This is a genomic window from Variovorax sp. OV700 (assembly GCF_900099805.1).
In the GTDB taxonomy this organism is placed as follows: Bacteria; Pseudomonadota; Gammaproteobacteria; order Burkholderiales; family Burkholderiaceae_C; genus Variovorax.
The window spans coordinates 328824-355288 of sequence record NZ_FNDR01000003.1; the positions used below are offsets into that span (position 1 = coordinate 328824).

Below are 26465 nucleotides of genomic sequence, written 5' to 3' on the forward strand. Positions count from 1 at the left end.
TGATCTCATGAAAACCGCACTGCTGCGCCGCTCCGTCCTTGCCTTGTCTGTGATTGCCCTGTCGTTCGGCGGGCTTTCGCTGGCACAGGCCCAGGAAGCCAAGAAGAACCTCGTCATCGGCGGCACCGCCGGCTCCAACATCGACCAGCTCAAGGCCGGCATCGTGCCCATCCTCGAGAAGAAGGGCTACAAGGTGAAGCTGGTCGAGTTCAACGACTACGTGCAGCCCAACCTCGCGCTCGCGCAGGGTTCGCTCGACGCCAACTTCTTTCAGCATCAGGTCTATCTGAAGAAGTTCTCGGCCGACCAGAAGCTCGACCTGGCCGAACTGGTGCAAGGCCCCATTGCGCCGCTGGGTGTGTATTCGACCAAGCGCAAGACGCTGGCAGAAGTGAAAGAGGGCGACCGCTTCACGCTCCCCAACGACCCGAGCAACCTGGCCCGCGCGCTGGTGCTGCTGGAGCAGAACAAGCTCATCACCATCAAGCCCGGCATCGATCCGCTGCGCGCTTCTGAAAAAGACGTGGCCGAGAACCCGAAGAAGCTCAAGTTCATTCCACTTGAAGCCGCGCAGCTGCCGCGCTCGCTGGGCGACACCGAATACGCCATCGTCAACGGCAACTTCGCGATTTCGTCGGGCCTGAAGCTCACCGAGGCCGTGGCGCTGGAGAAGACGCCCGACCACTACCTCAATGTGGTGGCCGTGAAGAGCGCCGACAAGAACACTGCCTGGGCCAAGGACATTGTGGAGGCCTACCATTCGAAGGACTTCAAGGCCGTGGTCGACGCCAAGTTCCAGGGCTATGCCAAGCCCAGCTTCCTGCAATAACTCTCAAGCAAAAGGACGCCCATGCCCGTGCTCGCTGTTTTCGACGCCGAAGGAAATTGGCGAGACACGCATGTGTGCGACGGCTGGATCAACCAGCACCTGGCTCGGCAGGGGGTGGCCTGGGGCCGGGAGGCCGCACCGCAAGGGCAGCAGGTGCTCGACCGCGCGGCGCTTGTCTACCTGCCCACGCAAGACGGCTATCTGGGCCTGCTGTTCGAAGCCGGGGAATGGGTGGCGCTGCCGGCCGACAAGCCGCACTTCTTCGATGCCGGCGAGGCGGAGTCGTTCGATGGATTGCCCGCCGCACTGCCGCTGTTCGAGGCCTTCGTCGAACAAGTGCTGTCCCTCACGGGCAACGACGCCGACGACGACGCGTGAATGAAGGCGCGGCGTGGCGGCACGTCGGCGTTCAAACCAGGCCATCGCCGAATGCGGGAGCCGCCCCCATCCCAGCCTTCCCCCGGAAGGGGAAGGAGCAATACCGAGGCCTTCTGACTTTCTCCCTCCCCTTCCGGGGGAGGGTTGGGGTGGGGGCACGACGGCGTTCAAAACAGGCCGTCGCTGAATACGGGAGCCGCCCCCATCCAGCCTTCCCCCAGAGGGGGAAGGAGCAATACCGAGGACCCCCTGACTTTCTCTCTCCCCTCCCGTGGGATGGTTGAGGTGCCTGCTCCTCAGTGCTTCGCCTCGTTTTTCAGAAAGTCGACAAAGGCGCGCAGCGGCGCCGGCATGTGCGTGCGGCTCGGGTAATAGAGAAACGGGCCTGAAAAGCTCTGCCACCAATCCTCCAGCACCGGCACCAGCGTGCCCCTGTCGAGCGACGGGCGCAGGTACTCGTCGAAGGTGTAGATGAGGCCCAGGCCCGATTCGGCCGCATGCAATTCGAGATCGATCATCGACGCCACCAGCGGCCCGCTCGGCGTGATGCGGACGGTCTTGCCCTTGCGCACGAAGCCCCAGGCCGCGAGCACGCCGCTGGGAAAGCGGTGGCCGATGCAGGCGTGCTGCAGCAGGTCGGTCGGGTGCCTGGGCGTGCCATGCGCCGCCAGGTAGCGCGGTGACGCGGCGGCCACGAAGCGCTGTACGCGCGGGCCGAGCGGCACCGCAATCATGTCTCGCGCAATGCTCTCGTCGTAGCGAATGCCGGCATCGAAGCCGGCCGCAAGCACGTCGATGAAAGTGTCGTTGGTCGTCACCTCGAGCGTGATGCCGGGGTGCGCGGCCAGGAAGCGGCTGGCCAGTGGCGGCAGCACGCGCTGCGTCACGATGGTCGGCACGTTGAGCCGCAGCGTGCCGGTGGGGCTGTCGCGAAAGCTGTTGAGCGTGTCGAGCGCACCCGAGATGTCGTCGAGCGCCGGCGCGATGCGCTCCAGCAGCCGCTGGCCGGCCTCGGTGGGCGTCACGCTGCGTGTGGTGCGGTTCAAAAGCCGCACGCCCAGCTGCGCCTCGAGCCGGCGCATGGCTTCGCTGAGCGAGGAGGGCGACACGCCGCGCAGCGCGGCGGCACCGCGGAAGCTGCGCGCCCGCGTCACCGCCACGAAGGCGCCGAGGTCCGAAAGGTCAGGGTCGGTCATGAAAGCGGATTGTGCGGTTTGTTGCACAGCTCGTGCGGTGATGGGTGGATTATCGAACGGACCGCTTGCTTCCAGACTACAGCCATGCCGCTTGCAACCGCATGCGGCCTTCAACGAAAGGAAGCTGCAATGAACACACGTCAACTCGGGGCCACGGGCCCGAAAGTCTCCGCCATCGGCCTCGGCTGCATGGGCATGTCGGCGCTGTACGGCCCCTCGGACCGCACCGAAAGCATCGCCACCATTCATGCCGCCATGGACGCGGGCATCACGCTGCTGGACACCGGCGACTTCTACGGCAGCGGCCACAACGAAATGCTGATCGGCGAAGCGCTCAGGGGCCTCAAGGGTTCGCAGCGCGATGCGGCCCTGGTCAGCGTGAAATTCGGTGCCCTGCGCGATCCGGCTGGCGGCTGGAGCGGCTACGACGCGCGGCCCGAAACGGTGAAGAACTTCCTGGTCTATTCGCTGCAACGGCTGGGCGTGGACCACATCGACATTTACCGCCCGGCGCGGCTCGACCCCAACGTGCCGATCGAAGACACCGTGGGCGCCATTGCCGACATGGTGAAGGCCGGCTACGTGCGGCACATCGGGCTCTCGGAAGTGGGCTCGCACACCATTCGCAAGGCGGCGGCCGTGCACCCGATTGCCGATTTGCAGATCGAATATTCACTCATCTCGCGCGGCATCGAGGATGACATTCTCGAGACCTGCCGCGAGCTGGGCATCGGCATCACGGCCTATGGGGTGCTGTCGCGCGGGCTGATCAGCGGGCATTGGAGCAAAGAGGGCGCGGGCGCAACGGATTTCCGCACGCACAGCCCGCGCTTCCAGGGCGAGAACGTCGAACGTAACCTGGCGCTGGTCGATGCGCTGCGCAAGATCGCGGACGCCAAAGGCGTGACGGTCGCGCAGATTGCCATTGCATGGGTGGCGGCGCAGGGCGACGACATCGTGCCGCTGGTGGGCGCGCGGCAGCGCACGCGGCTGGACGAAGCGCTGGGCTCGCTCGGCGTTGCCTTGAGCGCGGACGATCTCGCAGCCATCGAGCGCGCAGTGCCCAAGGGCGCCGCGGCCGGCGAGCGCTACGCCGCCGCGCAGATGGCGCATCTGGACAGCGAGGCGAGCCACGCCTGAGCGGTCAGGCGGGCATGGCGGCGCTCTTTTTTGTAGGATGCGCCATGACCCAGCACATCGGAATCGTCGGATGCTCCGCCGAAGGCGCGGCGCTCTGCTACCAGACCATCTGCGTGGAGGGCGCCCAGCTGCTGGGCCCGCATGCGCACCCCGAAGTCTCGATGCACACGCCCTCGCTCGCGGACTACATGGCGCACATCTACCGCAACGACTGGCGCGGCGTGGGGGAGGTAATGCTCGCTTCGGCCCACAAGCTCGCGAAGATCGGCGCGAGCTTTCTGGTCTGCCCCGACAACACCATTCACCAGGCGCTGCCGTTCATCGAGGCACGCTCGCCGCTGCCGTGGCTGCATATCGCGCAGTGCGTGGCCGACGAGGCCTCGCAGCGCGGTTTCAAACGCCTGGCCATCACCGGCACGCGATGGCTGGTCGAGAGCGAGGTCTACCCCGAGAAGCTCTCGGCCAAAGGGCTCGAATACGTTCGGCCTACCGTGGAAGAACGCGAAGAGATCAACCGCATCATCATGGAAGAGCTGGTCTGCGGTGTCTTCACGCCCGATGCGGTCACGGCGTTCCGCCGCGTCATCCAGCGCATGAAGGACGAGGACGGCTGCGATGCGGTTGTTCTCGGCTGCACCGAGATTCCGCTCATCATCAACGACGTGAACTCGCCGCTGCCGACGCTCGATTCGACGCGGCTCCTGGCACGCGCCGCGCTACAGCGCACGGTGCAGGGCCGCGCCGGGGCTGAAGCGCCCTGAATCTCAGCCGGCCAGGAACTGCTCGATCAGCCCGGCCACGCGCTGCGGCTGGTCGTGGTGCAGCATGTGGCCCGCGTCGTCGAGCCGCTCTATGCGCACCGAAGGCACGGACTGGAGGCGCTGGTGGAATTCGTCCAGCGTGTAGCGGTTTTTCCACCAGCCCTGCAGGCTGTCGTCCGAGGCCTCGACCATCAGCGTGGGGGCCGAGATCCGCGCATAGAGCGCGAGGGTTTCATCGACCCGGAAGATGTTGGCGTTGATGATCTTGTGCCCGGGGTCGCCGAGGATTTGCCAGCGCTCGCTGCCGTCGGCCTGCACCTGCAATGCCGACCAATGGCTGGCGAGCCAGTTGGCCTTGTCGGGGGTGAGTCGCGGGTTGGTCTTCATGAGCCGCCGCGCCACGCCGTCCACGGCGGAATAGCCGGCCAGCGCCATCTCCCCGCGGTGCAGTCGCTTGAGCTCGTCGATCCATTGGCCGTAGCGCACGGGCGCTTCCTCGGGCTTGCGCGCCGGCATGCCGAAGCCTTCGAGGTTGACGAGGCGGCGGATGCGCTCGGGCCTTGCGCCGGCGTAGTGCATGGCGACGTTGCCGCCCATGCTGTGGCCGACCAGGTCGACCGGCCGCGCCGCGTCGCCTTCGCCCGCGTAGTGGTCGAGCAGCCATTCGAGATCGGCCATGTAGTCGGGCAGCCAGTAGTTGTCGACACCGCCGCCGTCGGTGAGGCCGAAGCCGCGCCAGTCGGGCGCGACGATGAAGCGCTCTTCGGCCAGCGCATCGACCACGAACTGCCAGGAGGCGGCCACGTCCATCCAGCCGTGCAGAAGCACCAGCGGCGGCCGTGCGGCCGAGGGCTCGCCCCAGAGGCGCACGTGGTAGCTGAGGTTGCGCACGGGCACGAATTCGCTGCGCGAGGGACGGAGGGCTTGGTACATGGGCGTCGATGATAAGGAGCCCGGCGCCGGCGCGCAGTCCGGCACAGGACAGCCCTTCTCTCGGCTTTTTGGCCCGCGGCCAGCGCATTGCGGGGGAGGGCGGTAGCATCCCGCGCATGAAAAAAATCCAACTCGGCCAGAGCGACCTGCACGTCACCCCGATCTGCCTGGGCACCATGACCTTCGGCGAACAGGTGGACGAACCCACTTCCCATGCCATTTTGAGCCGCTCGCTCGAGCGCGGCGTCGATTTCATCGACACGGCCGAGATGTACTCGGTGCCCACGCGGCAGGAGACCTTCAGCGTCACCGAAACCATCATCGGCCACTGGTTTGCGGCCAACCCCGGTGCACGCCAGAAGATCACGCTGGCCACCAAGGTGGCCGGCCCGTCGCGCGGCATGCCCTGGGTGCGCGCAGGCAGCGGCATGACGCCCGAAGACATCGAGGCCTCGTGCAACGCGAGCCTGAAGCGGCTGAAGACCGACGTCATCGACCTTTACCAGATCCACTGGCCCGAGCGCCACGTGCCGGCCTTCGGCAACATCTATTACGACCCCGCCAAGGAAAGCTCGAAGACGCCCATCCACGACCAGCTCGAAGCGCTCGGCAAGCTGGTGAAGGCCGGCAAGGTGCGCGCCATCGGCCTCTCGAACGAGACGCCCTACGGCGTGCACGAATTCGTGCGGCTGGCCGAGCAGCACGGCTTGCCGCGCGTGGCCGCGGTGCAGAACGTCTACAACCTGGCGAGCCGCGGCCTGGAGAACGGGCTCGACGAGACGATGCACCGGCTGGGCGTGTCGCTGCTGGCGTATTCGCCGCTGGCCTTCGGCCTCTTGACCGGCAAGTACGACCAGAGCGGCATCGAGGGGCCGGACGCACCCAAGGGCGCGCGCATTTCGAGCTACGAGTCCGTGCGCAAGCAACGCTGGGGCCGCCCCGACGCGCTGAAGGCCGCGCGCCTGTACAACCAGCTCGCGCGCGACAACGGCCTGACGCCGGTGCAGCTCGCGCTGGGCTTCTGCTACACCAAGTGGCAGGTGGCAAGCACGATCATCGGCGTGACCACGCTGGCGCAGCTGGACGAAGACATCGATGCCTACGGCACGACGCTCTCGCCCGAGGTGCTGGCCGAGATCGACAGGATCCGGTGGGAGATCCGGGATCCGGCGGCGTGATCAAGAAGGCCCACGTCTCTGAAACCCCGGCCACGCAGGCGCTGCGCGCGAGCAAGGTCGCGTTCACCGAGCATCCGTATGAGTACCTGGAGCACGGCGGCGCGCAGCACAGCGCCGAGGTGCTGGGCTTCGACCCGTTCACCGTGGTGAAGACGCTGGTAATGCAGGACCAGGACGCCCGGCCGCTCATCGTGCTGATGCACGGCAACCGCACGGTGTCGACCAAGAACCTGGCGCGGCAGATCGGTGCCAAGTCGGTGGAGCCCTGCAAGCCCGAGGTGGCGCAGCGCCACAGCGGCTACATGGTGGGCGGCACCTCGCCCTTCGGCACGCGGCGCCAGATGCCGGTCTACATCGAGTCGACCATCCTTGAGCTGCCCAGAATCGTGATCAACGGTGGGCGGCGCGGCTACCTGGTGGGCATCGACCCGCAGGTGTGCGTCACCTTGCTGGCGGCCAAGCCAGTGCAGTGCGCGCTGGCAGAATAGCCGGCCCGCCGGCCTGAGATCGGCGGCATGCCCCTCTGTCCGAATCAGCGAATAAGAACATCCATCCTTCGTGGAGCGCCGCCTTGAGCTTTCATTTGCCTTCCCTCCTGGCCATCGTGGCCTCCTACCTGATCGGCTCGCTGTCCTTCGCGGTCATCGTGAGCAAGTCGCTCGGCATGGCCGACCCGCGTAGCTACGGCAGCGGCAACCCCGGTGCAACCAACGTGCTGCGCTCGGGCAACAAGGGCGCGGCGCTGGCCACCTTGCTGCTCGATGCGCTCAAGGGATGGCTGCCGGTGTTCCTGATTCGTCATTTCGGCGCGCAGTGGGGGCTGGGTGAGGGCGTGGCCGCGCTGGCGGGCCTAGCGGCCTTCCTGGGCCATCTGTACCCGGTGTTCTTCGGTTTCCAGGGCGGCAAAGGCGTGGCTACCGCGGCGGGCGTGCTGGTAGGCATTGCGCCCTGGCTGGGGCTGGCCACCGGCGCCACCTGGCTCATCATTGCGGTGTTCTTCCGCTATTCGTCGCTGTCGTCGCTGGTGGCGGCCTTCTTTGCGCCGGCGTATTACCTTCTGGGCGGCAACATTGCGTGGCCGCTCGACCGCACGGTGCTGATTGCGATCATCATCATGAGCCTGCTGCTGATCTGGCGGCACCGCGAAAACATCCGCCGGCTCGCGGCCGGCACGGAGTCGAAGCTCGGCTCCAAGAAAAAAGCTTGAGAGAAAGAAAACCATGGCATCCATCACCCGCTTCCACGTCGGCCCGCGCCTCTCTGAAACGGCCGTGCATAACGGCACCGTCTACCTCGCGGGCCAGGTGCCCGACGACACCACGCAGGACATCCGAGGCCAGACCACGCAGGTGCTGGACATGGTCGACCGCCTGCTGGCCGAGGCCGGCAGCGACAAGTCGCGCATCCTCATGACGCAGATCTTTCTGGCCGACATCAACGACATCACGGCCATGAACGAAGTGTGGGATGCGTGGATTCCCGCCGGCAACACGCCGCCGCGCGCGACGGTGCAGGCCAAGATGGCCAATGCGGCCTACAAGATCGAAATCGTGGTCACGGCCGCGCAGGCCTGACGCTCGCTGTTCAGTACCGCTTTTCCAAGACCATCTGGTCCGCGTCCCGGCGCATCGAAAAGCGGTTGATGAAGCTGTTGCCCAGCAGCACGAAGGGCATGGGCTGCGGCGAGACGATGGCGTCGATGTCGTACACCTCGACGTCGCCCACGCGCACCGACTGCAGCCGCAGCTTGTAGCCCTGCGACACGCCGTTGGCGGTGTTCATCTGGACGCGCTGGCCCTTGCTGTAGTCCAGCCCGATGCGCTGCGCATCGGCGGCCGACAACGCGATCGACGTGGCGCCCGTGTCGAGCATGAAGGTGACGGGGCGGCCGTTGATGGCGCCTTGCGTCATGAAATGGCCGCGGCTGTCCGCAGGCAGCACGATGCGGCTGCCGCCGCCCGTTCCCCCTCCGCCGCCGATGCTCACGGGCGTGTCCATGCGCAGGTTGAGGCGCTTGCCCTCGAGCTCGACCACCGCCTGCTCGGCCTGCAGCGACACGAGCTTGACGCCCTGGAAGGTCTCGCCAATGGCCACGGTCTTGGGCGCCGCGCCGTCGACGATCAGGATCGCGCGGCTGCCGATGGTGCCGGTCAGCATGACGGAGCTTGCCGCATGCGCCCCTGCAGCGGCAGCCAGAAGCTGCGCTGCGACGACCAGGGATTTCATTCGGAGCTCAGTCGCGGAAGTTGTTGAACGACAGCGGCATGTCGGGCACGTCTTTCTTGATGAGTGCCATGGCCGCCTGCAGGTCGTCGCGCTTGGCGCCGGTGATGCGCACCGCATCGCCCTGGATGGCGGCCTGCACCTTGAGCTTGCTGTCCTTGATGATGCGGGTGATCTTCTTGGCCTGCTCGGACTCGATGCCGCTCTTGACCTTGATGACCTGCTTGACCTTGTCGCCGCCGATCTTCTGCACGTCGCCCTTGTCGAGAAAACGCACGTCGACGCTGCGCTTGGTGAGCTTGGCGCGAAGAATGTCTTCCACTTGCACAAGCTGGAACTCGGCGTCACCGATCATGGTGATTTCCTTGTCCTTGAGCTCGACGGCGGCGGCCGTGCCCTTGAAATCGAAACGCGTTGCGATTTCCTTGGCGGTGTTTTCGACCGCGTTCTTCACTTCGGGCAGATTGGGTTCGCAGACGGTATCGAAAGACGGCATTGGGCTCCTCCTGGAATCGCGGGTGCTGGATGCGACAATTCTCCCATGATCGTGGAGAACAACGTCCCGCTGCAGCCGTACAACAGCTTCGGCATCGTCGCGCGCGCGCAGAACCTGGTGCGCATCGCCAGCGAGGGGGACGTGGCCGAGCTGCGGGCCGATCCCCGTTGGCGCGACGCACCCCGTTTCGTATTGGGCGGGGGCAGCAACATCGTGCTCACCGGCGACGTGAAGCCGCTGGTGCTGAAGGTCGAGATCAAGGGGCTGCGGCTGGTCGAAGAGACTCCGCGCGCCTGGATCGTGGAGGCCGGCGCGGGCGAAGTCTGGCACGACGCCATTCAATGGATGCTCGCAAACGGCTACCCGGGGCTCGAGAACCTGGCGCTCATTCCGGGCACGGTGGGCGGTGCGCCGGTTCAAAACATCGGCGCCTACGGGGTCGAACTGCAAGATCGCTTCGATTCGCTCGACGCCATCGACCTGGACACCGGGCGCAGCTTCACGCTGGACGCCGCGCAATGCGCCTTCGGCTACCGCGACTCGGTGTTCAAGCACGTGCGCAGCGGGCCGAATGATTTCGGGCTCTCGGGCCGGGCGCTGATCACCCGCGTGCGCTTTCGCCTGCCCAAGCCCTGGAAGGCCGTGGTGGGCTACCTCGACCTGGAACGCAAGATGGAGGAGGCCGGCAACTTCACGCCCAGCGCCACCGACGTGTTCGACTGGATCGTTGCCATTCGCCGTGCCAAGCTGCCCGACTGGCGGGTGCTCGGCAATGCCGGCAGCTTCTTCAAGAACCCGACCGTCACGCCGGAGCAGTGCGCCGACATCATTGCGCGTGACCCCAAGATCGTGCATTACCCGATGGACGACGGCAGCATCAAGCTCGCGGCCGGCTGGCTCATCGACGCCTGCGGCTGGAAGGGCAAGTCGGTCGGCAATGCCGGCGTCTACGAGAAACAGGCGCTGGTGCTGGTGAACCGGGGCGGGCTCGAAAACCCTGTGACGGGCGGCGAGGTGATGACGCTGGCCAAGGCCATCCAGACGAGCGTGTACGAGCGCTTCGGCATTCGGCTGGAGCCGGAGCCGGTGGTCGTCTGATGGATCTCGACTTCCTGCACTTGAATTACCGGCGGCGAATTGCTGCCCTGATCTGGGCCCGCCGGGCCATTGTGCTGGGCGCCATCGTCGCGGTGTTCTTCACCTTCCGAAGTGGCGGCCGATTTGTGCTGGTCCCGCTGGTCCTGGGTGGATGGCTTCTTGCCGCCACGCTGGGCTTCATGGAATCCAGCCTGCGCCGCCAGTTCATCCGCGAGGCGCGCATGCCGCCCTTCCTCATCGGCAAGCTGCGCGCCGCACACCCCGGGCTCAGCGTGCGCGACGCCGAACTGGTGCTGCGCGGCTTGCGCCAGTTTTTCATGGCCCATCTGCGCAGCGGCCGCAAGTTCGTCGCCATGCCGTCCAAGGTGGTCGACACCGCGTGGCACGAGTTCATCCTGCACACGCAGGGCTACCAGAACTGGTGCAAGGCGGCCTTCGGCGGCATGCTGCACCACAGCCCTGCCGAAGTGCTGGGCAAGGACCCGAAGCGTAACGACGGCCTGCGCCGCAGCTGGTACTGGGCCTGCAAGGAAGAAAGCATCGATCCGCGCACGCCGGCGCGCTTGCCGCTCCTGTTTGCGCTCGATGTGAAGTTCAGCATTCCGGGCGGCTTTGACTACGTGCCCGACTGCAAAGCCGTCGACCGGCACAACGGCTCCGACGCCCATTGCGGCACCAGCTTTGGCGACTCGTCGTCCTCATCGGATGGTGGCAGCTCGGGCGATGCCAACGGCTTTGGCGGCAGCGAATCGAGCGGCAGCAGTGACGGCGGCGGAGGAGGGGATTCTTCCGGCGGTGACGGGGGCGGCTGCGGTGGTGGGTGCGGCGGGGGCGGTGGCGACTGACCGGCACGCACGCACCGCGCACCATGCAAAACGGGCCCCGAGGGGCCCGTTGTCATTGCAAGAAGCGTGTCGGCTTACTTGGTCTCGTCGTCGTTCGAGAGCCGCGGCACCGAGGTGCCCTGGCCCGGGGACAGCAGCCCGGTACGGGTGTAGATCGCAAGCTTCTCGCGCGTGTCGACGATGTCGAGGTTGCGCATCGTGAGCTGGCCAATGCGGTCCAGCGGCGTGAACGCGCCGGCAACCTTTTCCATGCTCAGGCGCTCGGGCTGGTACGTGAGGTTGGGCGAGACGGTGTTGAGAATCGAGTAGTCATTGCCGCGGCGCAGCTCGACGGTCACTTCGCCGGTGATGGCGCGCGCCACCCAGCGCTGGGCCGTCTCGCGCAGCATGATGGCCTGCGGGTCGAACCAGCGGCCCTGGTAGAGCAGGCGGCCGAGCTTGCGGCCGTTGTCGCGGTACTGCTCGATCGTGTCTTCGTTGTGGATGCCGGTCACCAGGCGCTCATAGGCGATGAACAGCAGCGCGAGGCCGGGTGCCTCGTAGATGCCGCGGCTCTTGGCTTCGATGATGCGGTTCTCGATCTGGTCGCTCATGCCCAGGCCGTGGCGCCCGCCGATGCGGTTGGCTTCCAGGATCAGGTCGACAAGGTTCGCGTACTCCACGCCATTCAGTGCGACGGGGCGGCCTTCCTCGAAGCGCACGCTGACCGTTTCGCGCTTGACCTCGACCTCGTCCTTCCAGAACGCGACGCCCATGATCGGCTGCACGATCTGCATGCCGCTGTCGAGGTTCTCCAGGTCCTTGGCCTCGTGCGTGGCGCCGAGCATGTTGGAGTCGGTGCTGTAGGCCTTCTCGGCCGACATCTTGTAGCCGAAGCCGGCCTTGGTCATGAAGGCCGACATCTCGGCGCGGCCGCCGAGCTCGTCGATGAACAGCTGGTCGAGCCAGGGCTTGTAGATCTTGAGGGCAGGGTTGGTGAGCAGGCCGTAGCGGTAGAAGCGCTCGATGTCGTTGCCCTTGTAGGTGCTGCCGTCGCCCCAGATGTGAACGTCGTCTTCCTTCATGGCCGACACCAGCATGGTGCCGGTCACCGCGCGGCCGAGCGGCGTGGTGTTGAAGTAGGTGACGCCGGCGGTGGTGACGTGGAAGGCGCCGGCCTGCAGCGCGGCAATGCCTTCGTTGGCGAGCTGCGCGCGGCAATCGATCAGGCGCGCGTTCTCGGCGCCGTAGAGCATCGCCTTGCGGGGAATCTCGTCGTAGTCGGGCTCGTCGGGTTGGCCGAGGTTGGCGGTGTAGGCGTAAGGGATCGCGCCCTTCAGCTTCATCCAGTGCAGCGCGGCGCTCGTGTCCAGGCCGCCCGAAAAGGCAATGCCGACCTTCTGGCCGGCGGGAACGTTTTGAAGAATGGTCGACATGTGGGTGTCCGGTTCGCGGTTCAGCCGAAGTGGCAGATGTAGCTGTAGGGCTCGCCGGTCACCCGGATCTGAAAGCTTGAATTGCCCGGCACGTTGAACTTCTGGCCAGGGCCCGCGGCGATCCACTCGGTGGTGCCTTCGAGCTGGTATTCGCAGCTGCCGGACGTGCCTTCCATGATCTCGGGCGCGCCGGTCTTGAAGGTCAGGGTGGACGGAAGGATCACGCCGACTGATTTTTTCGTGCCGTCGGCGAGCGTGAGGCTGTGGCTCACGCACTTGCCGTCGAAATACACGTTGGCCTTGGTCGCCACTGCGGCGCTGTTGAGAGTGTCGGTAGTCGTCGTCATTGGATGGCGCCGGCGCATGCGCGGTCGGCTTGTCGAGGACGCGCCACCGCGGCGGCGCACCCCTTGGGGGTTGGAAAAGTCCTCGATTTTAGGGCTTGGCCGACATTGCCAGCCCGACTGCCGTATCGCGCAGTTCAGCGCCAGTGGCGGTAGCCGTATCCGCGATAGCCGCTCCAGCCCCTGGAGTACCCCAGGTTCAGCGAAATGCCGACCGGCGGATAGACGTAGGGTTGCGGGTAGACGTAGGTCGGCTGCGCGTAGATGGGGGCCGGGTACACCGGCGCCGGCTGCGCATAGACCGGTGCCGGCGGCGCGTTCGAGACCACCACGCCGGGCTCGGGCACCACGCTATCCCATGCCGATCCGCCCGGTTGCGCGTATTGCGGGGGTTGCTGGTATTGGTACTGCTGCTGGCCGTTGTCGGCTTCGGCCGGATAAGGCTGCAACTGGGGCTGGGGCGCGACCGGCGCCGTCGTCACGCCATAGGCGCTGGCCTGGATCGGGATGGTTGCGCCCGGCCGGCTGTTCATGCGCGTGGTGTATTGGCGGCCTCCGTACTCGTAGGTCACGTTGTAGCTCGGGCTGCTGCCGGTGGTCTCGTAGACGGGGGTGGCGGAAATCACCCTCGCCCATGCCTCCTGGGCCTGGACTACGCCGGCGGCGCCCGCCGTCAGCAGGCCGGCCACGGAAAGGCCCGTGAGGGCGCGAAACACTTGTCTGTTCATGATGTTCTCTCCTGCAGATTGGGGTTGGAGGCCGGCCGGCGAGACGGGTTCCGGGGTTTACACGGCGTTCACAGCAGCCCAGGCGTCGGCGTCGAACCCTGTCGTAACGCCGGTTTTGGCCCCCCAGTTGACCACCGGCCGCTTGATGAGGCTAGGGTTGGCCAGCAATGCGGCGCGGGCGGAAGCGGCATCGACCACCGCGTTGCGGGTGGCTTCGTCGAGCTTGCGCCAGGTGGTGCCGCGTCGGTTGACCAAAGCCTCCCAGCCCGGCTTTTTCAGCCAGTGGTCGAGCTCGGCCTCGGGCACCCCCTGCTTCTTGAAATCATGGAAGGTGTAGGCAACGCCGTGTTCGTCGAGCCAGGTGCGGGCGCGCTTGACGGTGTCGCAGTTGGGTATTCCGTAGAGGGTTGTCATGGTCGCCAATGATGCCGATAAAACGCGGGGCGCCGGGCGCATTCCGGGTCGGCGACAATGCCGGCCTCCATGGAAACCCTTAACGACTGGCTCGCACGCGCCGAGCAACTCCATCCGAAGAACATCGAGCTCGGCCTCGAGCGCGCCAAAGAGATGGCCGCCCGCATGGGCCTGCGCTTCGACTGCCCGGTCATCACCGTGGCCGGCACCAACGGCAAGGGCTCGACCTGCGCCATGCTCGAATCGATCCTCCGGCATGCCGGCTACCGCACGGCGGTCTTCACGTCGCCGCACCTGGTGCGCTTCGAGGAACGGCTGCGACTGGCGGGCGAAGCGGTCGATGCTTCAAAATTAATAGCAAACTTCGAGGCGGTGGAAGTGGCCCGGGGCGACATGCCGCTGACGTACTTCGAGTTCACCACCCTCGGCATCCTGCGCTGCATGATCGAAGAAAAGCCGGACGTGGCCATTCTCGAGGTCGGGCTCGGCGGCCGGCTCGACGCGGTCAACATCATCGACACCGATTGCGCGGTCATCACCAGCATCGACCTCGACCACATGGACTACCTCGGACCCGACCGCGAAAGCATCGGCTTCGAGAAGGCCGGCATCCTGCGCCCGGGCAAGCCCGCCATCGTGAGCGACCCGATGCCGCCGCAAAGCGTGATCGACCACGCGGCGGCCATCGGCGCCGACCTCTGGCGCTTCGGCCACGACTTCAATGTCTCGGGCGACAAGCAGCAGTGGGGCTGGTCGGGCCGCGGCCGGCGCTACAGCGGTCTGGCGTATCCGGCGCTGCGCGGCGCCAACCAGCTGCTCAATGCCGCGGGCGTGCTTGCGGCGCTCGAAGCGCTGCGGCCGCAACTGCCGATCACCGCGCAGGCCGTGCGCACGGGGCTTGCCATGGTCGAGTTGCCCGGCCGCTTCCAGATCATCCCGGGCGAACCCGCGCTGGTGCTCGACGTGGCGCACAACGCCCATGCGGTCGCGGCGCTGGCCGAGAACCTCGACGCGATGGGCTTCTACCCCACCACGCACGGCGTGTTCGGTGTCATGGCCGACAAGGACCTGGCCCCGATCCTTGCGCGCATCGGCCCGATGATCGACCGCTGGTACTTCACCGATCTGCCGACGCCGCGCGCCGCCAAGGCGAGCGATCTGCTCGCGAGCTGGCAGGCGCAAAACACGCGCGCCGATGCCTCCGGCAGCACGCATGCGGGACCGATGGAAGCGCTCCGCGCGGCCATCGAGCACGCGGACCCCGCTGATAGAATCGTGGTCTTCGGATCGTTCTTCACCGTGGGTGGCGTGCTGGAGCACGGCACTCCCCGGCTGCAAGCCAAACACCTGCTGCCCGGCGGCTGATCGCCGGGCCGTCCGCACCATCTGGCACCCACCTCGCTGCACTCCTTCAGGGATCGAACTTCATGGCGTTTTTCAAGTTCCGCACGCGCGGCCCGCAAGGCAACGAAGGACGCAGCGCACCAGCTGCCGTCCCCGCGGAAAGTGTCGAAACCATGCGCCGCCGCGCGCGGCACCGGTTGGTGGGCGCGGCCGTTCTGGTGCTGCTTGGCGTCATCGGATTTCCGTTGTTGTTCGACACCCAGCCGCGTCCGGTCTCGGTCGACATTCCCATCGAGATTCCCGACCGCAACAAGGTCAAGCCATTGCCAGTGCCTGCAACGCCGGCACCCGCCGCGCCTACGACTGGCGCAGTCGACAGCGGCGCCCGCGTGGCGGCGGCACCCCCTTCGGCATCGAGCGGCGGCATGATCACCGAAACCGCCGACGGCACCGAGATCACACCCGGCAAGCCGGCCGCCAGCACCCCTCCGGCCGAGACGCGGCCCACCGCTGAAGCCAAGCCGGAACGCAAGCCCGAGCCGAAGCCGGAACACAAACCCGAACCCAAGCCCGAGCCGAAGCCAAAGCCGGAGCCCAAGGCGGAAGCCAAGCCCGAACCCAAGCCCGCAGCGCCCAAGCCGGCTGCGGCCGAGGACGGCAACCGCGCGCGCGCCTTGCTCGAAGGCAAGCCTTCCAACACCAGCACCACCAAGCCCGCCGCCGAAGATGGCGGCCGCTTCGTGGTGCAGGTCGGTGCCTTCGCCGATGCCGACAAGGCCCGCGAAGTGCGGCAGAAGCTCGAGAAGGCGGGCCTCAAGACCTATGTGAACGTGGCCAAGACGTCCGACGGCGAACAGCGCACGCGTGTGCGTGTCGGTCCGTTCAGCTCGCGCGCCGAGGCGGACAAGGCCGCGGAGAAGGTCAAGGGCTTGTCTTTGTCGGCCGCCATCCTCACGTTGTAGTAGCCATCGCCCGTTGCCGTGGCCCTGCTCGATTGGATCGCCGTCGCGCTCATCGTCGTGTCGATGCTGTTCGGCCTCTGGCGAGGCCTGGTGTTCGAAGTGATTTCGCTGGCGGGTTGGGTGGCTGCATTCATTGCCGCCCAGTGGCTGGCGTCGGGTGTGGCGGCATGGCTGCCGTTTGGCGACCCGCAGGCCACCTGGCGCTATCCGCTGGCCTTCGTGCTGGTGTTCGTGGCGGTGGCGTTCGGCGTGGGCCTGGTGGCGGCGCTGACGCGAAAGTTGATTGCGGCTGTCGGCCTCAGGCCGGTGGACCGGCTATTGGGTGGGGCCTTTGGAGCGGCGCGGGGTGCGGTTGCCCTGCTCGTGCTGGCGGTCATTGTTCATTTGCTGGCGTTGAGCGACAGTGCCTGGTGGCACGAATCGCGCAGCGCCATTGTTCTCGATGCGGCATTGCAGGGCCTGAAACCCGCGCTGCCTGAAAAGTTGGCAAGCTACCTGCCCTGAGAGGAATCGTTCATGTGTGGAATCGTCGGCGTTGTCAGCAACGCACCCGTCAATCAGCTGCTCTATGACGCCTTGCTGCTGCTGCAGCATCGCGGCCAGGACGCGGCCGGCATCGTCACCCTGCTCGAACGCAAGTTCTTCATGCACAAGGCCAAGGGCATGGTGCGCGACGTGTTCCGCACGCGCAACATGCGCGGGCTGCCGGGCAGCGTGGGCCTGGGCCAGGTGCGCTACCCGACGGCGGGCAACGCCTACAGCGAGGAAGAGGCTCAGCCCTTCTACGTCAACGCGCCCTTCGGCATCGTGCTGGTGCACAACGGCAACCTGACAAACGCACATGCGCTGCGTTCGGAGCTGTTCTCCACCGACCATCGCCACACCAACACCGAGAGCGACTCCGAGGTGCTGCTCAACGTGCTCGCGCACGAACTCGAGGGCGCATCGCGCGGTGTGCCGCTGAATCCGGCCGAGGTGTTTGCCGCGGTCAAGAACATGCACAAGCGCCTGCGCGGCTCGTATGCCGTGGTGTCGCTGATTGCCGGCCACGGCCTCCTGGCCTTCCGCGATCCGTACGGCATCCGTCCGCTGTCGATGGGCCGCAGCGCTGACGGCACCGTCATGGTGGCCAGCGAATCGGTGGCGCTCGAAGGTTCGGGCCATGTGTTCGAGCGCAACATCGCGCCGGGCGAAGCCGTGTTCATCGACCTGCAGGGCAACGTGCATTCCATGCAATGCGCCGAGGCGCCCACGCTGAACCCCTGCATCTTCGAATTCGTGTACCTGGCGCGTCCGGACTCGGTGCTCGACGGCATCTCGGTGTACCAGGCGCGCCTGAACCTGGGCGAGACGCTGGCCAAGCGCGTGGTGTCTACTGTGCCGCCAAACCAGATCGACGTGATCATCCCGATTCCCGAATCGAGCCGCCCGAGCGCCACGCAGCTCGCGCACCTGCTGGGTGTGCCGTACCGCGAAGGCTTCGTGAAGAACCGCTACGTGGGCCGCACCTTCATCATGCCGGGGCAGGGCGTGCGCAAGAAGTCGGTGCGCCAGAAGCTCAACGTGATTGCCAGCGAGTTCAAGGGCCGCAACGTGCTCCTGGTCGACGACTCCATCGTACGTGGCACCACCAGCCGCGAAATCGTGCAGATGGCACGCGATGCCGGCGCGCGCAAGGTCTACCTCGCCAGCGCCGCGCCTCCGGTGCGCTACCCGAACGTTTACGGCATCGACATGCCCACCAAGGACGAACTGGTGGCGCACGACCGCACCATCGAGCAGATCCGCGAGCTGATCGGTTGCGACGCGCTGATCTACCAGGATGTGGACGCCATGAAGCGCGCCATCGGTTCGCTCAACCCCAAGCTCGACGGCTTCGACGCCTCCTGCTTCGACGGCGTGTACGTGACTGGCGACATCGACACCGAAGCGATCTCGCGCATGAACGGCAACCGTCCCCGCATCGAAGAGACCGAAGAAGATTCTTCGCGCCTCGCGCTTCCCAATCACAGCGAGTGAGAGCTGAATTGACTGCCGACGAACGAACCCTCCCGCCCGGACTGCATCGCGACACGCTCGCGCTGCGCACCGGCCTGGCGCCGAGCCAGCATGGCGAGCACTCCGAAGCGCTGTTCCTGACCAGCGGATTCGTGCAGCCCGATGCCGAAACATCGGCGCGCCGCTTTGCCGGCACCGAAGCGGGCTTTACCTACTCGCGCACTTCCAACCCCACGGTCACCAGCTTCGAGCAGCGCCTTGCGGCGATGGAAGGTACCGAGGCCGCCATCGGCGCCTCCACCGGCATGGGCGCGATCCTCATGATGTGCATGGGCCTGCTGAGGGCGGGTGACCACGTGATCTGCTCGCGCTCGGTGTTCGGCTCCACGCTGAACCTGTTCGGCAAGGAGTTTGCCAAGTTCGGCGTCGAGACCACTTTTGTCTCGCAGACCGACGTGGCCGAATGGCGTGCGGCCGTGAAGCCCAACACCAAACTCCTGTTCGCCGAAACGCCGACCAATCCGCTGACCGAGGTGTGCGACATCCGCGCGTTGGCCGACCTGGCGCACGGCGCAGGCGCGCTGCTCGCGGTCGACAACTGCTTTTGCACCCCCGCGCTGCAGCGCCCGGCCGAACTCGGCGCCGACCTCATCATCCATTCCGGCACCAAGTACCTCGACGGCCAGGGCCGCGTGATGGCCGGCGCGATCTGCGGCCCGTCGAAGCTCATCGTCGACGTATTCGGCCCGATCGTGCGCACCGCCGGCATGGCGCTGTCGCCGTTCAATGCATGGGTGGTGCTCAAGGGCTTGGAAACGCTCGGCATCCGCATGCAGGCGCAGTGCGCCAATGCGCTGGCCGTGGCCCAGTGGCTCGAAACGCAGCCCGGCATTGCACGCGTCTACTACCCGGGCCTTGCCTCGCACGCGCAGCACGACCTGGCCATGCGCCAACAGTCGGGGCAGGGCGGGGCGGTGGTGTCGTTCGACGTGGTCGGCAACGATCCCGAGACGGCGCGTGCCAATGCCTTCCACGTGATCAACAGCACGCGCGTGGTGAGCATTGCCACCAACCTGGGCGACACCAAGACCATCATCACGCACCCCGGCACCACGTCGCACGGCCGCCTGACCGAAATGCAGCGCCAGGCCGCCGGCATCGGCCAGGGGCTCATTCGCGTCGCGGTCGGTCTCGAGTACATCGACGACATCAAGGCCGACTTGCTTCGCGGCCTTGGCACCCTGAAATTCTGATCGATCCAATGACCGGCAAAGTTCGCACCCGCATCGCTCCGTCTCCCACCGGCTTTCTTCACCTGGGCACGGCCCGCACCGCGCTCTACTCGTGGGCCTATGCGCGCCACCATGGCGGAGAGTTCGTGCTGCGCATCGAGGACACCGACGTGGCCCGCTCCACGCAGGACTCGACCGACCAGATTCTTGCGTCGATGCACTGGCTCGGCCTCGACTACGACGAAGGCCCGATCTACCAGATGCAGCGCCTGGAGCGCTACCGCGAAGTCATTGCGCAAATGCTTGCGGCCGGCACGGCCTACCACTGCTACTGCACGCCGGCCGAGCTCGACGAAATGCGCGAAGCGCAGCGCGCCCGCGGCGAAAAGACCTTGTATGACCGCCGCTGGCGCCCCGAGCCCGGCAAGGTGCTGCCGCCCGTGCCCGAAGGCGTGCCGCCGGTGGTGCGCTTCTGCAATCCGCCCGAAGGCGACGTGACGTGGAACGACCTCGTCAAGGGCGAGATCACCATCAACAACCGCGAGATCGATGACCTCATCATCCTGCGGCCTGACGGTGTGCCCACCTACAACTTCGCGGTGGTGGTCGACGACTGGGACATGAACATCACGCACGTGTTCCGCGGCGACGAGCACATCAACAACACGCCGTGGCAGATCAACATCTTTCGCGCGCTTGGCGCGCCGTTGCCTGCGTTCGGCCATGTGCCGGTGATCCTTGGCGACGACGGCCAGAAGCTCTCCAAACGCCGCGGCGCCGTGAGCGTCACCGCCTATGAAGAGAACGGCTACCTGCCCGAAGCCATGCTCAACTATCTTGCGCGCCTCGGCTGGAGCCATGGCGACGACGAGCTCTTCACGCGCGAGCAGATGGTGAGCTGGTTCGATGGGTCGCACCTGTCGAAGAGCCCCGCCCAGTGGGACGCCGCCAAGCTGTCGTGGGTGAATGCGCAATACATCAAGGCCAAGGCCGACGATGAACTCGCACCGCTCGTGGCAGCGCAACTGCAGAAGCGCGGCCTCACCGCCGACGAACGACTGCCCGCGATCTGCGCGCTCTTCAAGGACCGCTGCGAGACCACGGTCGCACTCGCCGACTGGGCTGCGGCGTTCTATGCCGACGTGACCGTGAGCGAAGCCGATCGCGCGCAGCACATCACCGACGCGGTGAAGCCCGTCATCGCCACGCTGGCCGAAAAGCTCGCGAGCGTGAGCTGGGAAAAAACTTCGATTGCTGCAGGCATCAAGGAAGTTTTGGCCGCACATTCTGTGAAAATGCCTGTGTTGGCCATGCCGGTTCGCGTCCTCGTGATGGGAACTGCGCAGACACCATCCCTCGATTCAGTGCTCGCAATTTTTTCTCGCGAAAAAGTCATCGAGCGTTTGAAAAGGGCCTGATTTTTCAGGCTATAATTTGAGGCTCGACACCCACACGGGGGTATAGCTCAGCTGGGAGAGCGCTTGCATGGCATGCAAGAGGTCATCGGTTCGATCCCGTTTACCTCCACCATCAAAGTGTCGAGAAGATAAGTGCTGATCGCAGCACGGTTCCTAAGGTTTTGACCCTATCGTCTAGAGGCCTAGGACACCACCCTTTCACGGTGGCTACCGGGGTTCGAATCCCCGTAGGGTCGCCAGTTTCGCGCAAGTGAAGCAGGCACAAGTCGTCAGCACTTGGCTCCGCAAGGAGTGAACGTTGTCTACCAGGAGTGGTAGTTCAGTTGGTTAGAATACCGGCCTGTCACGCCGGGGGTCGCGGGTTCGAGTCCCGTCCACTCCGCCAGTTCCGACAAGGGTTAGCAGATTAACGTCTGCTAACCCTTTTGTCTTTTCGGGCTCGCATTCGAGCCCTGCCTCACTCGCTCATTCCCCTTTACGCTCCTCGATGCTGCGCGCGAGGAACTGCCAAAGGCGCTCGTCCTCGCTGAAGGCCACGTTGAAGCGCAGCCACCCCGTGGGGCGCGGGATCACCAAAAACAACTGACCCGGGCCGAGCATGATGCCCTCCATGGCGGCGAGCCGCGACAGATCCGCGGCATCGGTGATGTCCGGATGGCGCGCCCACAGGTACAGGCCCGCCGCGGGCTCGTGAAAAATCTCGAAGCCCTGGGCTTCCAATCGCCTTGCCACGTTCGAATGCGCTTGCGCGAGCCGCTCGCGCAGAGACTTCAGGTGCTTGCGCCAGCGCCCGTCGGTCACGGCGCCGAACACCAGCCGTTCGGTGATGTCCGAAGAGGTAAGCCCCGACACCATCTTCAGCTGGGCCAGGTCTTCCATCAGTTCGGGCTGCGCCACCACATAGCCGACTCGCAGGTTCGGTGAGATGGTCTTGGAAAAGCTGCCGACATAGACCACTTGGCGCAATTGGCTGAGGCTTGCCAGCGAGGGCCGCGAAGAGGCGTCCATGTCGGCGTAGATGTCGTTCTCGACCAGCGCGAACTGATGCTCCTGCGCAAGCTGGAGCAGGCGCACGAGCTGCGGCATCGACGCCAGCGAGCACGTGGGGCTCTGCAGCCGCGGCTGCGTGAAAAAGGCTTTGGGCCGGTGCAGCGCCAGCAGCGCCTCCAGCGCGGGCAGGTCATAGCCGGTGGGCGTGCGCGGCACACCAATGATGTGCACGCCCAGAAAGCGGAGCATGAACATCAGGTTGGGATAGCCGGGGTCGTCCACCAGCACCTCGTCGCCGGGCTTCAGCAACTGGCGCGCCACCAGGTCGAGCGCTTGGCTCGAGCCCTGGGTGAGCAGCACCTGGCCCGCCTCGACCGCGATCTGCCGTTCGACGAGCGAATCGGCCACCGCCATGCGCAGGGCCATGTGCCCGAAGGGCAGACCGTAACCGCCGATGTCGGTGCCGCCGGCCGCCAGGCTGCGCAGGCTGCGGCGCATGCCGTCTTCGAACAACCAGTCGTGCGGCAGCCATCCGCAGCCCGGCTTGAGGGGCAGGTTGCGGTTCTCGAAGATCTGCCTGAGGTACCAGCGCGCATCGAAGCGCGGGTCGGGCTGGGGCGCCTTGGACCCGCTGCCGGCGGGGTTGTCGTCGCTTCGCCGCTTGACGAAGAAGCCCGCGTTGGCCCGCGACACCAGAAGGCCTTGCGCAACCAGCCGATCGTAGGCCTCCACCACCGTGAACACGCTGACGCCATGGGCCGCGGCAAAGGCCCGAATGGAGGGCAGTTTGCTGTCGGGCCGGAGTTTCTGGGCGCCGATCAGCCCGCGCAGTCCCTCCACGATCTGACTCACGAGCGGAGTCGGCTGTTCGGGGTGAAGAATGAGCATCGCGAGAATCCCGGCAGGCCGATCTGCACCATATTGAGGAAAGTATGTACAGGATACAAGACCAGCACAGTCCTCAAAATCATCGCATCCCTTGTACATGGCTGCAGCCGGAGCTGAAACCTAAAGTGCCTGCTTCTTCATTCAGGCACAGGTCGAATCCATGCAGCGCGAACCCCATCTCAGCAACGCCGCCCTCATGGCCCGCCGCAGCGCGGCAGTGGCACGCGGTGTGGGCCAGGCCCATGAAATTTTCGTCAGCCGCGCCGCCAATGCCGAGGTCTGGGACGTCGAGGGCCGCCGCTACATCGACTTTGCCGGCGGCATTGCGGTGCTCAACACCGGCCACTGTCATCCGGAGATCAGCGCCGCGGTCAAGGCGCAGGTCGATCTGTATTCGCACACGTGTTTCCAGGTGCTGGCCTACGAACCCTACGTGGAGCTTGCGGAGCGCCTGAATGCGCTGGCGCCCGGCGAGTTTGCCAAGAAATCGATCTTCCTGAGCACCGGCGCCGAGGCGGTCGAGAACGCGGTGAAGATCGCCCGCGCCTACACGCGCCGGCCAGGTGTCATCGCCTTTACGGGTGGTTACCACGGCCGCACGATGATGACGCTGGGCCTGACCGGAAAGGTCGCACCCTACAAGGTCGGTTTCGGCCCGTTTCCGGGCGAGGTGTTCCATGCGCTCTACCCGAATGCGCTGCACGGCGTCAGCGTGGACGACGCCTTGGCTTCGGTCGAGCTCTTGTTCAAGAACGACATCGAACCCGAACGCGTGGCGGCGTTCATCCTGGAGCCGGTGCAGGGGGAGGGCGGTTTCTACGTGGCGCCTAACGATTTCGTGGAAGGCCTGCGCGCGCTGGCGGACCGCCACGGCATCCTCATCATTGCCGACGAAGTGCAGACCGGGGCCGGCCGCACGGGCACCTGGTTTGCCAGCGAGCAATGGCCGGTGGCGCCAGACTTGATCACCACCGCCAAGTCGATGGCGGGCGGCTTTCCTATTTCCGGCGTGGTTGGCCGCGCCGAGGTGATGGACGCTCCCGCGCCCGGCGGCCTGGGCGGCACTTACGCCGGCAGCCCCATCGGCTGCGCCGCGGCGCTGGCGGTGCTCAAGGTGTTCGACGATGAGCAGTTGCTGGCGCGCAGCCGGGCGCTGGGCGAACGGCTCACGGCCGGTCTGCGCCGCATCGCGGCCGGCGAGCCCGCCATTGGCGACGTGCGCGGGCTCGGCGCCATGGTGGCCATCGAGCTGTTCGAAGAGGGCGATTCCGCGCGCCCCGATGCCGCGCTGACCCGCAAAGTAGTGGCGGAAGCCGCGCGGCGCGGGTTAATCCTGCTGTCATGCGGCACCTACGGCAATGTAATTCGCGTGCTGGTGCCGCTGACGGCATCCGACTTGCTTGTGGACGAAGGCCTGGCGCTTCTCGCGGACAGCTTCGCCGCGCTGCGCTGAACGGTCCCTTTTCTTGAGCTCCTCCATGACCACAGCAGAACCCTTGGTGCGCTTCCAGCGCGTCCAGAAAACCTACGACGGTGAACACCTGGTGGTGCGCCAGCTCGATCTGGACATCCACCGCGGCGAGTTCCTCAGCCTGCTCGGGCCTTCGGGGTCGGGCAAGACCACCACGCTGATGATGCTGGCCGGCTTCGAGTCGCCCACCTCGGGCGAGATCCTGCTCGACGGCAAGCCGATCACCGGCACACCGCCGCACAAGCGCCACTTCGGCATGGTGTTCCAGAACTACGCGCTGTTCCCGCACCTGAGCGTGGGCCAGAACGTGGCCTATCCGCTCACCGTGCGCAAGGTGTCCAAGGATGAGCAGCAACGCCGCGTGCAGCGCGCGCTCGACATGGTGCAGCTGCGCGGCATGACCGACCGCCTGCCCGGCCAGCTCTCGGGCGGCCAGCAGCAGCGCGTGGCGCTGGCGCGCGCACTGGTGTTCGAACCGCAGCTGGTGCTGATGGACGAGCCGCTCGGCGCGCTCGACAAGCAGCTGCGCGAGCACATGCAGATCGAGCTCAAGGACCTGCACCGCCAACTGGGCGTGACCTTCGTCTACGTGACGCACGACCAGGGCGAGGCGCTCACCATGAGCGACCGCGTGGCTGTGTTCAACGAAGGCGTGATCCAGCAGCTGGACACCGTCGGCCGGCTCTACGAGACGCCGTCCAACCGTTTCGTGGCCGGTTTCGTCGGCGACAACACCGTGCTCAAGGGCCAGCTGAGCCGCGGTGGCGAGCACGCTGAAATGAAGCTGCCCGACGGCCGCGTGCTGCAGGGGCTCAACGTCAGCGGCGCGGCCGCGGGCACGGCCGTCGAGGCCTGCATCCGCCCCGAGCGCGTGGTGCTGCACCGCAAGTCCGATGCGCAGGGCGCCAACATGCTCGACGCCATAGTGGCACGCGTCATCTACTTCGGCGATCACCTGCGGCTGCTCTGCAGCGTGGGCGGCGGCCAGGCCGAGGCCACCGTGAAGCTGCCGCTGACCGGCGTGGGTGGCACCGCCACGCCGCAGGCCGGCGAATCGGTGGCACTCGAATTTCCCGTTGCGCATGCGCGCATGTATGCGCTCTGAACCCAGTCCCGTTTCTCGTTTCCGTTCATCACCCAGGAAGATACCCGCCATGAAAAAGACTCTCCTTGCCTGCACCGTCGCGGCCAGCTTCGCACTGCCTGCCTTCGCGCAGCAGCAGCTCACCGTGGTCAACTTCGGTGGCGCCAACGCCAACGCGCAGAAGAAGGCTTACTACGAGCCCTACGAGAAGACCGGCACCAAGATCATCCCGGTCGAATACAACGGCGAGCAGGCCAAGATCAAGGCCATGGTCGAGACAAAGAAGGTGACCTGGGACGTGGTCGAGGTCGAATCGCCCGACGCCGCGCGCGGCTGCGACGAAGGCCTGTTCGAGAAGCTCGACTATTCGAAGATCGGCAACAAGGCCGACTTCCTGCCGGCCGCGGTCACCGACTGCGGCGTTGGCCTGTTCGTGTGGTCGACCGTGATGGCCTACAACGGCGAGAAGCTCAAGACCGCGCCCACCAGCTGGGCCGACTTCTGGGACGTGAAGAAGATCCCCGGCAAGCGCGGCATGCGCAAGGGCGCGCGCTACAACCTCGAGTTCGCGCTCATGGCCGACGGCGTGAAGCCGGCCGATGTGTACAAGGTGCTGGGCACCAAGGAAGGCGCCGACCGCGCGTTCAAGAAGCTCACCGAACTCAAGCCCAACATCCAGTGGTGGGAAGCCGGCGCCCAGCCGCCGCAGTTCCTGGTCGCTGGCGACGTGGTGCTGACCACCGTGTACAACGGCCGCATCGACGCGGCCAACCGCGAAGGCCGCGACCTCAAGATCTACTGGCCGGGCGGCATCTATGACCTCGACTACCTCGTGATTCCGAAGGGCGCACCGAACAAGGAGGCTTCGCTGAAGTACATCCAGTTTGCGATGCAGCCTGCCAACCAGACCGTCTACGCGCAGAACATCGCCTACGGCCCGACCAACACCAAGGCCCTGGCTGCGCTCAGCCCCAAGGTGCTGGCCGATCTGCCGACCTCGGCGGCCAACGCCAAGGATGCGCTGCAGTTCAACGTCGCCTTCTGGGCTGACCAGGGCGAGGCGCTCGAGAAGCGCTTCGCATCCTGGGCCACGCAGTAAG

28 protein-coding genes and 3 tRNA genes are annotated in these 26465 nt (G+C 66.0%); 22 read left to right on the forward strand and 9 right to left on the reverse strand.

What is annotated here, in order from left to right; all coding sequences use genetic code 11:
• The first annotated feature begins 7 nt into the window (after positions 1 to 7).
• Positions 8 to 829 (forward strand): MetQ/NlpA family ABC transporter substrate-binding protein, encoded by an 822-nt coding sequence (locus BLR24_RS08560; RefSeq protein WP_093015612.1) that lies wholly within the window; start codon positions 8 to 10, stop codon positions 827 to 829.
• A 21-nt stretch (positions 830 to 850) separates the two neighbouring features.
• On the forward strand, positions 851 to 1207 hold the full coding sequence (locus tag BLR24_RS08565) for a hypothetical protein (protein ID WP_093015615.1): 357 nt from the start codon (positions 851 to 853) through the stop codon (positions 1205 to 1207).
• A 296-nt stretch (positions 1208 to 1503) separates the two neighbouring features.
• On the opposite strand, the gene BLR24_RS08570 is transcribed toward BLR24_RS08565, so the two are convergent.
• Positions 1504 to 2403 carry a LysR family transcriptional regulator gene (locus BLR24_RS08570; RefSeq protein WP_093015618.1) on the reverse strand — a complete coding sequence of 300 codons (900 nt, stop codon included), beginning with the start codon at positions 2401 to 2403 and terminating at the stop codon, positions 1504 to 1506.
• 129 nt (positions 2404 to 2532) lie between these two features.
• On the opposite strand from BLR24_RS08570, the gene BLR24_RS08575 reads away from it, so the two are divergent.
• Complete coding sequence (locus tag BLR24_RS08575; RefSeq protein WP_093015621.1) at positions 2533 to 3543, forward strand: aldo/keto reductase; 1011 nt, start codon at positions 2533 to 2535, stop codon at positions 3541 to 3543.
• A gap of 44 nt (positions 3544 to 3587) precedes the next feature.
• On the forward strand, positions 3588 to 4304 hold the full coding sequence (locus BLR24_RS08580) for an aspartate/glutamate racemase family protein (protein WP_093015624.1): 717 nt from the start codon (positions 3588 to 3590) through the stop codon (positions 4302 to 4304).
• A gap of 3 nt (positions 4305 to 4307) precedes the next feature.
• Here BLR24_RS08580 and BLR24_RS08585 read toward each other — a convergent pair whose 3' ends face one another.
• Entirely contained in the window at positions 4308 to 5237 is a 930-nt protein-coding gene (locus BLR24_RS08585) for an alpha/beta fold hydrolase (protein WP_093015628.1), read from the reverse strand.
• 116 nt (positions 5238 to 5353) lie between these two features.
• On the opposite strand from BLR24_RS08585, the gene BLR24_RS08590 reads away from it, so the two are divergent.
• From BLR24_RS08590 to BLR24_RS08605, 4 genes are all read left to right on the forward strand, one after another.
• Positions 5354 to 6415, forward strand: coding sequence for an aldo/keto reductase (locus BLR24_RS08590; RefSeq protein WP_093015631.1), 1062 nt, complete (start codon positions 5354 to 5356; stop codon positions 6413 to 6415).
• On the forward strand, positions 6412 to 6903 hold the full coding sequence (locus tag BLR24_RS08595; RefSeq protein ID WP_093015634.1) for an aminoacyl-tRNA deacylase: 492 nt from the start codon (positions 6412 to 6414) through the stop codon (positions 6901 to 6903). The genes BLR24_RS08590 and BLR24_RS08595 overlap by 4 nt, the downstream gene beginning before the upstream one ends.
• 83 nt (positions 6904 to 6986) lie before the next feature.
• Positions 6987 to 7622: a glycerol-3-phosphate 1-O-acyltransferase PlsY gene (gene plsY, locus BLR24_RS08600; protein ID WP_093015637.1), complete on the forward strand. Its 636-nt coding sequence runs from the start codon at positions 6987 to 6989 to the stop codon at positions 7620 to 7622.
• Between the two features lie 13 nt (positions 7623 to 7635).
• On the forward strand, positions 7636 to 7989 hold the full coding sequence (locus BLR24_RS08605; protein ID WP_093015640.1) for a RidA family protein: 354 nt from the start codon (positions 7636 to 7638) through the stop codon (positions 7987 to 7989).
• Positions 7990 to 7999: 10 nt separating this feature from the next.
• On the opposite strand, the gene BLR24_RS08610 is transcribed toward BLR24_RS08605, so the two are convergent.
• Entirely contained in the window at positions 8000 to 8641 is a 642-nt protein-coding gene (locus tag BLR24_RS08610; protein ID WP_093015643.1) for a retropepsin-like aspartic protease family protein, read from the reverse strand.
• A 7-nt stretch (positions 8642 to 8648) separates the two neighbouring features.
• On the reverse strand, positions 8649 to 9134 hold the full coding sequence (locus BLR24_RS08615) for a YajQ family cyclic di-GMP-binding protein (protein WP_015866547.1): 486 nt from the start codon (positions 9132 to 9134) through the stop codon (positions 8649 to 8651).
• Between the two features lie 45 nt (positions 9135 to 9179).
• Here BLR24_RS08615 and murB point away from each other — a divergent pair, with 45 nt between their 5' ends.
• Positions 9180 to 10232, forward strand: coding sequence for a UDP-N-acetylmuramate dehydrogenase (gene murB, locus BLR24_RS08620; protein WP_093015646.1), 1053 nt, complete (start codon positions 9180 to 9182; stop codon positions 10230 to 10232).
• On the forward strand, positions 10232 to 11077 hold the full coding sequence (locus BLR24_RS30655) for a glycine-rich domain-containing protein (protein WP_093015649.1): 846 nt from the start codon (positions 10232 to 10234) through the stop codon (positions 11075 to 11077). Before murB ends, BLR24_RS30655 begins: the two co-directional genes overlap by 1 nt.
• A gap of 74 nt (positions 11078 to 11151) precedes the next feature.
• On the opposite strand, the gene argG is transcribed toward BLR24_RS30655, so the two are convergent.
• From argG to BLR24_RS08645, 4 genes are all read right to left on the reverse strand, one after another.
• On the reverse strand, positions 11152 to 12492 hold the full coding sequence (argG, locus tag BLR24_RS08630) for an argininosuccinate synthase (protein WP_093015652.1): 1341 nt from the start codon (positions 12490 to 12492) through the stop codon (positions 11152 to 11154).
• Between the two features lie 20 nt (positions 12493 to 12512).
• Positions 12513 to 12839, reverse strand: coding sequence for a pyrimidine/purine nucleoside phosphorylase (locus BLR24_RS08635; RefSeq protein ID WP_093015655.1), 327 nt, complete (start codon positions 12837 to 12839; stop codon positions 12513 to 12515).
• A 134-nt stretch (positions 12840 to 12973) separates the two neighbouring features.
• Positions 12974 to 13564: a hypothetical protein gene (locus BLR24_RS08640; protein WP_093015657.1), complete on the reverse strand. Its 591-nt coding sequence runs from the start codon at positions 13562 to 13564 to the stop codon at positions 12974 to 12976.
• A 57-nt stretch (positions 13565 to 13621) separates the two neighbouring features.
• The gene (locus BLR24_RS08645; RefSeq protein ID WP_093015660.1) at positions 13622 to 13978 is read right to left on the reverse strand and encodes an ArsC family reductase; all 357 of its coding nucleotides are present in this window, start codon (positions 13976 to 13978) and stop codon (positions 13622 to 13624) included.
• 57 nt (positions 13979 to 14035) lie between these two features.
• Here BLR24_RS08645 and folC point away from each other — a divergent pair, with 57 nt between their 5' ends.
• The 9 genes from folC to BLR24_RS08690 all read left to right on the forward strand — a co-directional run bounded on the left by folC (position 14036) and on the right by BLR24_RS08690 (position 21317).
• Positions 14036 to 15343: a bifunctional tetrahydrofolate synthase/dihydrofolate synthase gene (gene folC, locus BLR24_RS08650; RefSeq protein WP_093015664.1), complete on the forward strand. Its 1308-nt coding sequence runs from the start codon at positions 14036 to 14038 to the stop codon at positions 15341 to 15343.
• 62 nt (positions 15344 to 15405) lie between these two features.
• Positions 15406 to 16284 (forward strand): SPOR domain-containing protein, encoded by an 879-nt coding sequence (locus BLR24_RS08655; RefSeq protein ID WP_093015666.1) that lies wholly within the window; start codon positions 15406 to 15408, stop codon positions 16282 to 16284.
• 18 nt (positions 16285 to 16302) lie between these two features.
• Complete coding sequence (locus BLR24_RS08660; protein ID WP_093015669.1) at positions 16303 to 16788, forward strand: CvpA family protein; 486 nt, start codon at positions 16303 to 16305, stop codon at positions 16786 to 16788.
• A 12-nt stretch (positions 16789 to 16800) separates the two neighbouring features.
• Positions 16801 to 18303, forward strand: coding sequence for an amidophosphoribosyltransferase (gene purF, locus BLR24_RS08665; RefSeq protein ID WP_055803300.1), 1503 nt, complete (start codon positions 16801 to 16803; stop codon positions 18301 to 18303).
• 8 nt (positions 18304 to 18311) lie between these two features.
• Positions 18312 to 19535, forward strand: a complete 1224-nt coding sequence (locus BLR24_RS08670; RefSeq protein WP_093015672.1) for an O-succinylhomoserine sulfhydrylase — start codon at positions 18312 to 18314, stop codon at positions 19533 to 19535.
• Between the two features lie 8 nt (positions 19536 to 19543).
• On the forward strand, positions 19544 to 20932 hold the full coding sequence (gene gltX, locus BLR24_RS08675; RefSeq protein ID WP_093015675.1) for a glutamate--tRNA ligase: 1389 nt from the start codon (positions 19544 to 19546) through the stop codon (positions 20930 to 20932).
• A gap of 36 nt (positions 20933 to 20968) precedes the next feature.
• A tRNA-Ala gene (locus tag BLR24_RS08680) sits at positions 20969 to 21044 on the forward strand.
• Between the two features lie 51 nt (positions 21045 to 21095).
• Positions 21096 to 21171: transfer RNA gene (locus BLR24_RS08685), tRNA-Glu, on the forward strand.
• A 69-nt stretch (positions 21172 to 21240) separates the two neighbouring features.
• Positions 21241 to 21317, forward strand: a tRNA-Asp gene (locus BLR24_RS08690).
• A gap of 80 nt (positions 21318 to 21397) precedes the next feature.
• Here the strand turns inward: BLR24_RS08690 and BLR24_RS08695 are convergent.
• Complete coding sequence (locus BLR24_RS08695; protein WP_093015678.1) at positions 21398 to 22810, reverse strand: aminotransferase-like domain-containing protein; 1413 nt, start codon at positions 22808 to 22810, stop codon at positions 21398 to 21400.
• A 160-nt stretch (positions 22811 to 22970) separates the two neighbouring features.
• On the opposite strand from BLR24_RS08695, the gene gabT reads away from it, so the two are divergent.
• The 3 genes from gabT to BLR24_RS08710 are packed head-to-tail and all read left to right on the forward strand — an operon-like array spanning position 22971 to position 26464.
• Positions 22971 to 24263, forward strand: a complete 1293-nt coding sequence (gene gabT / locus BLR24_RS08700; RefSeq protein ID WP_093015681.1) for a 4-aminobutyrate--2-oxoglutarate transaminase — start codon at positions 22971 to 22973, stop codon at positions 24261 to 24263.
• Between the two features lie 25 nt (positions 24264 to 24288).
• Entirely contained in the window at positions 24289 to 25386 is a 1098-nt protein-coding gene (locus BLR24_RS08705; protein WP_093015684.1) for an ABC transporter ATP-binding protein, read from the forward strand.
• Positions 25387 to 25435: 49 nt separating this feature from the next.
• Positions 25436 to 26464 carry an ABC transporter substrate-binding protein gene (locus tag BLR24_RS08710; protein ID WP_093015687.1) on the forward strand — a complete coding sequence of 343 codons (1029 nt, stop codon included), beginning with the start codon at positions 25436 to 25438 and terminating at the stop codon, positions 26462 to 26464.
• Position 26465: the final 1 nt, after the last annotated feature.